The 12283-nt window shown below is 37.5% G+C and carries 9 protein-coding genes and 1 pseudogene; 3 read left to right on the forward strand and 7 right to left on the reverse strand.

The annotated features are described in order from the left end of the window. Positions 1-84 precede the first annotated feature (84 nt). A pseudogene (gltB, locus tag CKK03_RS14795) lies at positions 85-4573 on the reverse strand (glutamate synthase large subunit). Between the two features lie 581 nt (positions 4574-5154). Here gltB and CKK03_RS14800 point away from each other — a divergent pair. Then, complete coding sequence (locus CKK03_RS14800; RefSeq protein WP_099363323.1) at positions 5155-5370, forward strand: hypothetical protein; 216 nt, start codon at positions 5155-5157, stop codon at positions 5368-5370. Between the two features lie 29 nt (positions 5371-5399). On the opposite strand, the gene CKK03_RS14805 is transcribed toward CKK03_RS14800, so the two are convergent. The 5 genes from CKK03_RS14805 to CKK03_RS14825 all read right to left on the reverse strand — a co-directional run bounded on the left by CKK03_RS14805 (position 5400) and on the right by CKK03_RS14825 (position 10152). After that, positions 5400-6227, reverse strand: a complete 828-nt coding sequence (locus tag CKK03_RS14805) for a hypothetical protein (protein ID WP_099363324.1) — start codon at positions 6225-6227, stop codon at positions 5400-5402. Continuing rightward, the gene (locus CKK03_RS14810; protein ID WP_099363325.1) at positions 6214-7119 is read right to left on the reverse strand and encodes a WD40/YVTN/BNR-like repeat-containing protein; all 906 of its coding nucleotides are present in this window, start codon (positions 7117-7119) and stop codon (positions 6214-6216) included. The genes CKK03_RS14805 and CKK03_RS14810 overlap by 14 nt, the downstream gene beginning before the upstream one ends. Positions 7120-7241: 122 nt before the next feature. Next, positions 7242-8060, reverse strand: coding sequence for an NAD(+) synthase (gene nadE / locus CKK03_RS14815; protein WP_099363326.1), 819 nt, complete (start codon positions 8058-8060; stop codon positions 7242-7244). A gap of 39 nt (positions 8061-8099) precedes the next feature. Continuing rightward, positions 8100-9575: a nicotinate phosphoribosyltransferase gene (locus CKK03_RS14820; RefSeq protein WP_099363327.1), complete on the reverse strand. Its 1476-nt coding sequence runs from the start codon at positions 9573-9575 to the stop codon at positions 8100-8102. A gap of 28 nt (positions 9576-9603) precedes the next feature. After that, positions 9604-10152 carry a cysteine hydrolase family protein gene (locus CKK03_RS14825; protein WP_099363328.1) on the reverse strand — a complete coding sequence of 183 codons (549 nt, stop codon included), beginning with the start codon at positions 10150-10152 and terminating at the stop codon, positions 9604-9606. Positions 10153-10349: 197 nt separating this feature from the next. On the opposite strand from CKK03_RS14825, the gene CKK03_RS14830 reads away from it, so the two are divergent. Next, positions 10350-10637 carry a hypothetical protein gene (locus CKK03_RS14830; protein ID WP_099363329.1) on the forward strand — a complete coding sequence of 96 codons (288 nt, stop codon included), beginning with the start codon at positions 10350-10352 and terminating at the stop codon, positions 10635-10637. Between the two features lie 47 nt (positions 10638-10684). Here the strand turns inward: CKK03_RS14830 and CKK03_RS14835 are convergent, their stop codons facing one another. Further along, positions 10685-10963 carry a DUF1292 domain-containing protein gene (locus CKK03_RS14835; protein WP_099363330.1) on the reverse strand — a complete coding sequence of 93 codons (279 nt, stop codon included), beginning with the start codon at positions 10961-10963 and terminating at the stop codon, positions 10685-10687. A 417-nt stretch (positions 10964-11380) separates the two neighbouring features. Between CKK03_RS14835 and CKK03_RS14840 the strand changes: the two genes are divergently transcribed. After that, positions 11381-12262 carry a DMT family transporter gene (locus tag CKK03_RS14840; protein WP_099363331.1) on the forward strand — a complete coding sequence of 294 codons (882 nt, stop codon included), beginning with the start codon at positions 11381-11383 and terminating at the stop codon, positions 12260-12262. Positions 12263-12283: the final 21 nt, after the last annotated feature.

Raw genomic sequence — 12283 nt, forward strand, 5'->3', positions numbered from 1 at the left:
GGTGACATTTCAATTCCTCCTTTGAAATCTGGTGTGATAGAAAGATAGAATAGTATAATAATCTCTTAAGCCAATGGCAAAGTGTTATTTTATTAATGTTTCATTCGGTAGTTCTTGTTTCTGTAATGCTTTTTTGTATTCTTTTGGAATGATTTTTACCCAATTTTCTAGATGATCATCCCAATGTTTCAGAATAATGGATGCTTTTGTACTTCCTGTGAATGTATAGTGGTTTTCAAGAAGTTGTCGAAGCTTGTGCTCATCCTCTTCTCCAATGGATTCTAAATCCACTAGCGTAACATTGCACTGCTTTCGGAAATGATTAAAGTCGTCTGTGTAAACATAAGCCATACCACCGGACATTCCAGCTGCAAAGTTTTTCCCAATCGAGCCAAGAACTGCAACAACTCCGCCAGTCATATACTCGAGACCATGATCGCCAATTCCTTCTACAACAGCTTTCATGCCACTATTTCTAACAGCGAAACGTTCCCCTGCTAGACCGCGAATATAGGCTTCACCTGAAGTTGCTCCGTAGAAGGCAGTATTTCCAATAATCGTATTTTCTTCAGGAACAAAAATCGAGTTTTCACATGGGTTAACTATGATTTTTCCTCCAGACAATCCCTTTCCAACATAGTCATTGGCATCACCTTCAAGAGCTAATGTCATTCCTTTAGGTATAAATGCACCAAAGCTTTGACCTGCAGATCCTTTGAACGTGAGTCGAATGGTATCCTTAGGAAGACCTTTACGCCCATACTGCTTGGAGATTTCACTGCCAACTATCGTTCCAACTGCCCGGTCTGTATTTTGGATCGGAAATTGTGCTTCCACTTGTTGCTGCATGTCGAGTGCTGGTTTACATACTTTTAGTAGTTCCTTATAATCTAGAGAATGTTCAAGGCCATGGTCTTGTTTCTTCTTGTTGTATTGCGGCCCTTTACCGGAAAATGGTTGAAAAACTATTTTAGATAAATCTAGATATTTTGCTTTCCAATGTGAAGTTGCATGATCACTTGGTACAAGTAAGTCAGAACGACCAACCATCTCGTTAATGGTTCTAAAACCTAACTGAGCCATAATCTCACGTACATCTTGAGCAATAAATCTCATGAAAGCTTCAACATGTTCAGGTTTACCAAGGAACTTCTTCCTAAGCTCTGGATCCTGTGTTGCTATTCCGACTGGACATGTGTCTAAATGACACTGTCGAACAAGTACGCAACCAAGGACAACTAAAGCAGACGTTGCAAATCCGTATTCTTCTGCCCCCAATAATGTTGCCATTACGATGTCACGTCCTGTCATCATTTTTCCGTCGGCTTCAAGTACCACACGATCACGAAGTCCATTTAAAACAAGTGTTTGGTGAGTTTCCGCCAGTCCAATCTCCCAAGGCATTCCTGCATGTTTAATACTTGACCTAGGGGCTGCGCCGGTTCCTCCGTCTGAACCACTGATTAAAATGACATCGGCTAAACCTTTTGCAACACCGGCTGCAATCGTCCCCACCCCTGCTTTCGAAACAAGTTTCACGCTAATTCTTGCTGAAGGATTTGCATTTTTCAAATCATGAATCAGTTGTGCAAGATCCTCAATTGAGTAAATGTCATGGTGTGGTGGTGGTGAGATTAGGCCGACTCCCGGCGTTGAACCACGAACTTCGGCAATCCAAGGGTACACCTTATTTCCTGGTAGTTGCCCGCCTTCACCTGGTTTTGCACCTTGTGCCATTTTAATCTGAATTTCATCAGCATTTACTAAATAGTGACTGGAAACTCCAAATCTTCCAGAAGCTACTTGTTTAATTGCACTACGTCTGGAATCACCGTTGGAATCAGGGGTAAAACGGTCATAATGTTCGCCGCCTTCTCCACTATTGCTTTTTCCTCCAAGTCGATTCATTGCAATTGCTAACGTTTCATGTGCTTCCTGACTTAATGAACCATAGGACATCGCACCAGTTTTAAAACGGCGAACAATTGATTCCACAGGCTCTACTTCATCAATTGGAATCGGCGTCGTTACGTTAAATTTGAACAAGTCACGAATGAAAATAAGTTGCTCCTGATTTGCTTTTTCAACATATTTTTTATAAAGCTCATAATCATTTTTTCGGCAAGCCGTTTTTAATGCGTGTGTCGTGGCTGGGTTGAAAGCATGGAGTTCTCCATCCTTCCGATATTTGAACTCATTTCCTGGTTTTAATGGTATTTCTTCTTCATTAAAGGCGAGTTGATGTCGCATTAGGACTTCTTTTGCCATTATATCTAGGGTAATCCCACCTAAACTTGAAGGTGTTCCTGTAAAATATTGATCGATTACACTTTCTGCTATCCCAACTGCCTCAAATATTTGCGCACCACGGTAGCTTTGAATCGTAGAAATCCCCATTTTTGACATGATTTTCACGATACCTTCTGTTATGGCATTTGTATAATTTTGAATGGCTTTATCAAAAATGATTTCTCCATGTATATCCCCGTTTTTTACCAGATCCAAAATACTTGCCATTGCAAGATAAGGATTAATTGCATCTGCTCCAAAGCCAATTAGCATGGCTAACTGATGAACGTCACGAGCTTCACCTGTTTCAACAATAAGGCTTACATTTGTTCTAGTTCCCTGTCGTACGAGGTGGTGATGAAGTCCACTCACTGCAAGGAGTGCTGGAATCGGTGCCCATTCATGAGTGACATGCCTATCAGATAATTGGATAAGGGTGTGTCCTTTTTGAATCGCCTCATCAACCTGACTAAATAGGTCTTGTAAAGCCGTTTCCAGTGTACCTTCAACATCCTCTGCTTTAAACAACATTGGAATTTCTTTTAGTCTGAAATGTTCTTGAAGTCTTGCAAGTTCATTATCTGACAAAATGGGTGTTTCCAATCGAATACGTTGACAGCTACTTTCAGTTGGATTGAGTAGATTTCCTTCTGCACCTAGAAGAGTGGATGCTGATGTCACAAATTTCTCCCGAATTGCATCGATTGGAGGATTTGGTACTTGTGCAAATAGCTGTCTAAAAATAGTTGTATAAGAGTTGTGATTGATTGGAAAGAACGGCTAATGGCATATCATTCCCCATTGAATTGATAGGATCCTTTGATTCGACTGCCATAGCACCAATTACTTGCTTGATTTCCTCTAAGGTAAAACCGAATACTTGCTGGAACTTTGTAATAGGAAACTCTTTTTGTTCATGAGATAAAGAATTTAATTGATTGATATGAATACGATTAGTCTCTAGCCATTTTTGGTAAGGGTATTCATTTGCTATCTCGCTTTTGACTACTTCATCCGGAATGATTTTCTGTTTCTTTAAATCAACTAGAAGCATTTTTCCTGGACTTAATCTTCCCTTTTCTAGAATTTGGTCCGGTTCAAGGTCGATGACACCTGCTTCTGAAGCAAAAATAATCGTATTATCAACTGTTACATAATATCGCGCTGGACGTAGACCGTTTCTGTCTTGCATAGCACCAATTTGCAATCCATCTGTGAACGCAAAGGCTGCTGGTCCATCCCATGGCTCCATTAAATGGCTTTGAAACTCGTAAAAGGCTTTTAACGATTCATCCATAGAAGGATTATTCTCCCATGGTTCAGGGACCATCATCATAGCTGCGTGTGGTAATGATCTTCCGGAACGGGTTAGAAATTCTAGACTGTTGTCAAAGGCAGCGGAGTCGCTTCCATTCTTGTCAATGATTGGAACAAGTTCCGCTAATTTTTCTTTCCAAATACGTGATTCCAGCTTTTTTTCTCTTGCCTTCATCCAATTGACATTGCCATTAAGTGTGTTAATTTCACCATTATGGACTAACATTCGGTTTGGATGTGCTCTTTCCCAGCTTGGAAAAGTATTTGTGCTATAGCGAGAATGAACGAGTACAAAGGATGATTGGAAGTCGTTGTCTCTTAGGTCAAGATAATATTGATCGAGTTGCCCTGGAGTTAACATTCCTTTATAAACAATGGTTCTTGCTGAAAGACTGGCTACATAAAATGTTTCATTCTTAGATAGCTTTGATTCTCGTATCTTTTTTTCCGTTCTTTTACGGATCATATAAAGGAGTCTTTCAAATTCCTCGACGTCTCCTACGTTGTTACCTATAAATAGTTGACTAATAAAAGGCTGACTCTTTCTTGCGCTTTCACCGATGGGCTTATCATCTACAGGAACCGTCCGCCATCCTAGTAATTCCTGTCCTTCGTCCTCGACAATTGTTTGAAAAGCATCCTGACATTGCTTTCTTAAGACAGGATTTTGAGGTAAAAATACCATTGCTACACCATAGCTACCTGGTTCCATCATGCTCAGTTTTGAACAAGCTTTTTGGAAAAACAAATGTGGGATTTGAGTTAAGATTCCTGCTCCATCTCCTGTATTTAAATCACCAGCTTGTGCGCCACGGTGTTCCATACGACAAAGCATGGATATACCTTGTGTTACCGTTTGATGTGTGGCTTCTCCTTTCAAATCAGCAATGAAGCCAATCCCGCAAGCATCATGTTCAAATTGCGGATCGTATAACCCCTGTTTATTTGGTTGTCGAATTTGTTGCATCCAATCACCCTTTCCATTTGTTTATTCGTTGTGAACTAAAATTTTAGGTTATGAAATCGTCTTTTTCTTGTTTTTTATTTTATACCGTTATTATCCATCTAATCAATGCTAATTTTTAATAAAATTAATCTAATTTTGATATCAATTAAAAATAATCATGACAAAACCCTTAATCTTCCTACTTCGTATCTGTATATATAAGTGGGTTTTTAGTATGGTTTTTGTATTTATGTTGTTGGTGCCAAGAGTGGAAAATGATGAATATAGGAGGTTTTTAGTGTTTATACCAATTTTTGATAATATTAATCTAATTATGAGATAGATTAATTTAAAATAAAGTGATTATTGGATTAAAAAAGAACGCACAAAATGATTGTGCGTTCAAATCGATTCATTAGTTTACATAATGATATTATGTTCTACTTCAATGTTTTTTCAAAACAAACAGATTCATATTCTTGAAAACTTCCCCCCTTCCCCCTAAAAAATCTTATATTTTATGAACCAAAAGAGTTTTCCCACGTATATTATCAAGTGAATATTTGGGCTCTTATAAATCAATTTCTTATGAGGTGATATGTATGTTTGTTGTTCATTACTTTGAAAATAAAAATCTCTTATTAACACAACTAGTACAAAATGTTCCGGTTGTTGAAGATGCGATTAAAATAAAAGGTCGAAAAGGAAAAGTAATCAATGTAACAGACATTGATGGAAGAAATGTCCATGTGCAGATTGAATTAGATCGTATTGTTAAAAAGAGTGCAGTTGTTGATCCAAAAAAGAAAAGAAGATAAACTCTACTAGAGCGCACCCAAGTGCGTTCTTATCTTTTTAATACTAGGATTTCCTTATCTTCCAACGATGCTTGAAAAAGAGAGATTGTTCCAGCCACACCTATTCCAGAACTCGAATCCATTTTAAAATCATCATTTAGAGAAATTGTCCATTTAGCTTCATAATCATCAACTAAAACAACAGCTAATGTGCCAAATTGAACGATTTGGTCCCAGTTAAAGGTTTCCTTACTCCCGCCATGTTCAACTGTAATTCCTTCTGTGTGTACAGATATCGAACTATCGTTCCCTCTCCAATCACCATGTAAGGCTGACCCTACATAATAATAAGAAATTCCACTTCCTCGGTCGCCATAAGTTCCAATATATTGGTGGAGTGAATTATCCATAGCCCTATATGTCATCGCAGCAACATCATTTGTTAACCAGTCAATTTTATATTCACCCTTCAGTTGATACGGAAGCGTCTCCTTTTGACGTGCGAAAATGCCATAATAGGTCCGATAATACCTGGCTTCTCCCTTTATTTCTTTTACAACGAAAATATTTTTATAATCTGGCGAAACACTTACGATTTGAAGGATTGGATGTTTAAAAAGCAATGTAGCATTAATCAAAATAAATAATAGTAAGATGGATAAACTTATAAATTTCCCCATCTTTTTAATGTTAAATAGAACGATCGTTGAAAGCCCCAATAATATAGCTATTGCAATATTGAACACATAAAATAGGCGATTGTCACTGTACTCCACAAAAAATTTAGCATGGAGGTAAAAATAGACCATTTGGAGACAAAATAATCCGATAGCCATTGCAAACGAAATCCAACCAACTAGTTTTTTACGGTTCTTCATTGGGGGCTACCTCCGATTCAAACTCCCAGGTTAAACCTTGGTCAAATGAAATGAATTTTCCTTTTACTTTTCCACCCATATAGTCTCCATTTGGCCCTTGACTAAGAAGCACGGAAAGATGTTCATCTTCTTTATAAGGTACCTCTGCCGTAACGAAGACCTTATGATATTTTTCTGGAATAGCAAAGCTTGCTTGTTTCCATGAGTGTCCGGCATCCTTAGTTACATAAAAGTCCGGCTCTTCCGGATTAATGACTCCGTACGATAAAAAGCCAATATTCTCATCGACAAAACCTCCATTATAAAGAAGTCTTGTTGTCCCAGGATAAGCTGCTTCTCGGAAGGAGTTACCTCCATCATTTGTGATGAAAATAGCCGACCATTCCTGAGACATTGTTCTGTCGCCGGATAAAATGACATAGCCAAATTGTTCATTAAGGAAATCCACCTTTCGAAACCGAATACCTGGGGCATTTTCATATACAATTGATTCCTGCCAGGTAACACCATTATCCAGTGAGGTAATTAATTTTATGGGACCTAGAGTAGTTAGAAATGCTGCTCTTTTATTGGAAAGAATATAACTGTCAGGAATGAGTTCAGTTTTATTTTCGTTATATTCACCACTAAAAAGGTGATCGAATTCAACTGGAACTTTAACCCAGTCCTTCCCATTGTCATATGTAATGTTTAATTCACTATTTTGCAATGAATATCCAATCCTGTTCGTGACAAGTGTTGGTTGCAATGGGGCTGGTTTCTGTTCTGAAACTGGAGGATCCACAATGTTTTTTGATGGTGGAGAGTTCTCAAATAATTTTTCATAATTAAAAATTGAAATTACCAAGATTATGACTACTAAACTAGAGACAAAAAAGAACAGTTTTTTCAAAAAGGTAGACTCCTTTGCTTTATTAGTCTGTTTAATTTTAACAAAGGTTTCCAAGATACAATAGCAAATTATAGAAAAAAGCCTGTCCCAAATGTTTTTCACATTTTAGAACAGGCTTTATCCTATTTCCACCAATCATCGAACATGCTTGCTGGGACTTGTCGTTTATGCTGAGTAATGAGATAACGCTGCTCAATTTTATCGGCATCTTCTTGCGAAATTTGTTTTCCTTCTAGATAATCATCAAGAAGATCATATGAGATTCCGAGCTCGGTTTCGTCGGCTTGCTGTGGTGTATTGTCTAATAAATCTGCAGTCGGGACTTTCAAATACAAACGTTCCTCTGCTCCTAATTCCAATAAAAGCGCACGTCCTTGTCGTTTGGTTAGCCCTGTTAATGGCAATACGTCAGCTCCACCATCACCGTACTTAGTAAAGAATCCAGTAACGGCTTCAGCGGCATGGTCTGTTCCAACAACTAATAAATTGTGCATGCCTCCAACTGCATATTGGGCAATCATTCTTTCGCGTGCTTTTACATTACCTTTGTTGAAGTCACTAATCTCTTCGCCTGTTGCTTGCTTGTATTGTGAAACAAATGCGTCCACTGTTGTTGCAATATCAAAGGTTAATGCGCGGTCTGGTTGGATAAAAGAGAGTGCAGCCTTGGCATCATCTTCATCCTTTTGAATACCATAAGGCAAACGAACAGCTATAAAGGTCACCTCATGTCCTTCATTTCGTAATTCTTCTACAGCCATTTGACATAGCTTGCCCGCTAATGTAGAATCCTGACCACCGCTGATTCCTAATACAAATCCTTTTGTCTTACTTTTTAACAGATACGCTTTTAGAAATGCTATTCTGTGTTTTATTTCCTCTTTTGGATCAATACTAGGCTTTACATGTAAATCATTTATAATCTGTTGTTGAATACTCATGAAAGTTCCCTCCTTTAATGGTTGTTTAGGAACAAACTCTTATCCGTTTACCTTACCGATTTTTTCTTCAATATTTAATTTTACTTCTTCAATTCGGTTCATTTTATTATTCCAGCATTCTTGACTGAGGTCTACTGGATATTCTTCCGGCATCGTCGTACGTTTATACTCGTCCCAAAGTAATTCCAAACCTTCATTTAGATATTCACGAATTTGTTGTAGGGTTGGAATTTCATATACGAGTGTTCCATTTTCATAAATCGTGTGCTGTAATTCCCTTGCCTCAAAGTTCGTAACAAACTTGCTGATAAACGTATGAACAGGGTGGAACATTTTAAGACGTTCTTCGTGTTGCGGATCTTCATGCTCAAGGGTAATATAGTCACCTTCAGACTTTTGACTGCTCTTATTAATTATTCTATACACGCGCTTTAAGCCTGGTGTTGAAACCTTTTCAGGATTTCCACTTATTTTGATAGTGTCTACCATATTTCCGTTTTTATCTTCAATGGATACAAGTTTATAGACTGCACCTAATGCTGGTTGGTCATAGGCCGTAATCAGCTTTGTACCAATGCCCCATGAGTCGATTTTTGCGCCTTGAGATTTTAAGTTGATAATCGTATGTTCATCAAGATCATTCGATGCTACAATTTTGGCGTCTTTAAATCCGGCTTCATCAAGCATTTTGCGTGCTTCTTTTGATAAATAAGACAAGTCTCCACTATCTAAGCGGATTCCAATAAAATTAATATTGTCTCCTTCTTCCTTTGCAACCCTAATCGCATTTGGAACACCGGATTTCAATGTGTCATATGTATCAACGAGAAACACACAGTTTTTATGCGTTTTTGCATAATGTTTAAATGCTTTATATTCATCGCGATAGGCTTGTATCATGGAGTGTGCATGTGTACCGGAAATAGGGATATCAAATAATTTACCTGCTCGAACGTTAGAGGTTGAATCAAAGCCAGCAATATAGGCAGCTCTTGTACCCCAAATCGCTGCATCCAATTCATGTGCTCGTCTTGTACCAAATTCCATCGCAGTTTGATCGCCAACTACCTGTTTGATACGGGATGCTTTAGTCGCAATCAATGTTTGGTAATTAATAATATTTAAAATAGGCGTTTCCAATAAAACAACTTCACAAATCGGGCCCTCAATTCGAAGAAGTGGTTCATTAGCAAAGACGATTTCTCCTTCCTTCATCGACCGAAGCGTACCTGTAAAACGTAAATCCTTGAGATAGTCCAGAAAATCCTCCTTATACCCCTCTTCTCTTAAATATGCAATATCGGTTTCACTGAACGAGAAATTTTCAAGAAAATGAATGATTCTCTCAAGACCGGCAAAAACGGCATACCCATTTCCAAATGGAAGTTTCCTGAAGTTTACTTCAAAAACGGCTCTTCGGTTATTTAAGCCTTCCCTCCAATAAATCTCAGCCATATTAATTTGATATAGATCTGTATGTAATGCAAAGCTGTCATCTTTATAATATTTATTCATCCAAAAATACCTCCAGTAATTGACCCGCTTAACGTACTTCTGCGCCTATGGAATCTTTAAAATGGCCTAATGCCCATTCATGACCAGCCTGGTTGAAGCTTGCAACCGCTGAGCTATGAATGACAATTTTAAAACCACGATTATAGGCATCAACAGCCGTATGAAGTACACAAATATCTGTACAAACACCTACAATATGAACCTCAGTGATTCCACGCTCACGTAATTTAATTTCGAGATTGGTGCCTGCAAATGCAGAATATCTCGTTTTATCCATCCAGTACACATTTGAATTGGTTTGTTGCTCATTAAACACACGCTGTAAATCACCATACAGCAATCTTCCTGACGTATCCTCAATATTATGAGGTGGGAAAAGTTGCGTTTCTGGATGTAAATCATCGCCTTCTTTATGAAGATCAATTGCAAATACAACAAAGTCATCATTTTTGATAAACTCTTCGGTGATGCGAACAATTTCTTTTTCGATTTCTTGACCGGGTTCTCCACAAGTCAATGCACCATCACTAGCCACAAAATCATTTGTATAATCTACATTTATCAATGCCTTTTTCATATGATTTCCTCCTTAATATGAACATTCTCTTGATTTCATATCATAACGATTCGATTCATCCAGGTTGATGTTACCTCTAGTGGAAAATTTTTATTAGGCTATAACGTCCATTTTATATGAACTTTGTTTATTTTTGAATAGAATTGCTCTTTTTTGTAGAATCTTAAATAAGCAATTTGGTAAATGGAGTTGTGTACATGTTTAAAACAATCACTGAACAGGGTTGGGTGTATGAGTACATAAGCAATAGAAAAAAACCGCTTCCAGTTGTCCTAGGGACGAAAGGTACATGGACAGGAAACAGGAAGCCGATGATTATTTTAATAGGATTTACAATGATGGATGTTTTAGTCCTTGGCGATTTGTACGGTGTATCACATCATCCCGTAAGGAAAATGAAAACGAAAGAAATTATCTACTATGCAATTAATATTATTGAAAAAAAGAAGGTAAAAGAAATTATCAAAGAATGGAATGAGGAATAGAAAATAACTCCACGCTTTTACGTGGAGTTAGAGGTTACCATTTAATTTTAGTCTTCTTCTAGTTCCTCATCGAAAATCTCATCGAAAGCTGAAGACACTTTTTCGAATTCCTCATCACTTTCAATTGCGGAAAAATCGCCCTCTTCATCGATTTTCAAAAAGAAGATATCGATATCATCTTCAGTATCCTCTTCTAAGTCTTCAAGAAAACCAACTGCCACATACTCTGTCTCTTCAATTGTTACGACGCCAAGAACTTCTACGTCTTGCTCCTCACCAGTTTCATCACTAATTGAAAATACTTCTCCAACTTTAATCTTTTCCATATTTGAACCCTCCCCAAAAAAGTTATGTACTCTTTTATCTTTCCAGTGAAAAGATAAAACATACCTGTACACATTAATAATACTCGATTAGGAAACAATAATCCTGTGATTCGTTTTACAATCACAAAATATCAATGTGGAGGGAAATACGATGAATATTCTATTTCGCTTATTCCCAGAGTTATTTTTCACGTTCGTAAAACTAACAATATCCATTAGAAGATTAACTTCTAAGATTTTGTATTTGTTACGAATTCCAGCTTTAGCGTAGGAAGGATATTCAATCAGTATGTTCGATTTCTCATTGATAACGAAAGAGGTAAGCAAATCGTGCTTGCCTTTTTCGTTGTTTTCAGATGAAATTCAGATATTTACATTTAATTTATGGTATGATGAGGAAAAAGTGGGAGTAATAATATGAATCCATATTTATTTGCTGTACTTGTTGTGACCACTACTGCGTTAATGGGCTCATCTTTTGCGGTTGGTAAAATCGGATTGGAGTATGTGTCACCGCTTCTTCTAGTTGGATTACGTTTTACAATTGCTGGTATTCTTATGGCTATGTTCGTTTGGAAAAAAACACTTCCCAAAAAGGTACTAGATTGGATACGTATTTTTACAATCGGTGTTTTTCAAACAGCAGGTGTCATGGGTTGTATTTTCTTAAGCCTACGAACGATCTCTGCTGGGGAATCATCAATCCTCACATTTAGCAATCCATTACTCGTTGTCATATTAAGTACCATCTTTCTTGGAATCCGCTATCAACTCTTTCATTGGATTGGCGTAACCGTTGGTTTTGCAGGAGTCTTTATTACACTTGGCTTTCATCTTCATTTAGAAATTGGAATTTTATTAGGCCTTGGCGCCTCACTATCATGGTCGATTGGAACATTGTTAATTAAAAAATGGGGAACACGTTTTAATATTTGGGTATTAACAGCTTATCAGATGCTTTTTGGTGGCCTTCTGCTTCTCTTAATGAGTTTTACACTAGAAACACCCGCTATAACAATTGCGCCTACATCGATTTTTATTATTTTATGGCTTGCAATTATGGCTTCAATCGTGCAATTTGCCATTTGGTTTTATTTAATAAATATCGGCGACCCAGGAAAAACGTCAGCCTTCTTATTTCTTGCCCCCTTCTTCGGAGTTTTATCTGGATGGCTTCTTTTAAAAGAAGTAGTAGAATGGTATGTCTATGCTGGTTCACTGTTTATTTTTCTAGGCATCTTTCTAGTGAACTGGACTTTTTCAAAGGATAAAAAAATCGTGCAAAAGCTTGGCGCATGAAAGGACCCCGTTTTCCAAATG

It is taken from the genome of Fredinandcohnia onubensis, from assembly GCF_002734215.1.
Classification (GTDB): domain Bacteria; phylum Bacillota; class Bacilli; order Bacillales; family Bacillaceae_L; genus Ferdinandcohnia; species Ferdinandcohnia onubensis.

Coding starts and splice junctions, on each gene's coding strand:
- CKK03_RS14800 (WP_099363323.1), top strand. CDS start 5,155: ATGTTTGTTGTTCATTACTTTGAAAATAAAAATCTCTTATTAACACAA.
- CKK03_RS14840 (WP_099363331.1), top strand. CDS start 11,381: ATGAATCCATATTTATTTGCTGTACTTGTTGTGACCACTACTGCGTTA.
- CKK03_RS14805 (WP_099363324.1), bottom strand. CDS start 6,227: ATGAAGAACCGTAAAAAACTAGTTGGTTGGATTTCGTTTGCAATGGCT.
- nadE (WP_099363326.1), bottom strand. CDS start 8,060: ATGAGTATTCAACAACAGATTATAAATGATTTACATGTAAAGCCTAGT.
- CKK03_RS14835 (WP_099363330.1), bottom strand. CDS start 10,963: ATGGAAAAGATTAAAGTTGGAGAAGTATTTTCAATTAGTGATGAAACT.
- CKK03_RS14820 (WP_099363327.1), bottom strand. CDS start 9,575: ATGAATAAATATTATAAAGATGACAGCTTTGCATTACATACAGATCTA.
- CKK03_RS14825 (WP_099363328.1), bottom strand. CDS start 10,152: ATGAAAAAGGCATTGATAAATGTAGATTATACAAATGATTTTGTGGCT.
- CKK03_RS14830 (WP_099363329.1), top strand. CDS start 10,350: ATGTTTAAAACAATCACTGAACAGGGTTGGGTGTATGAGTACATAAGC.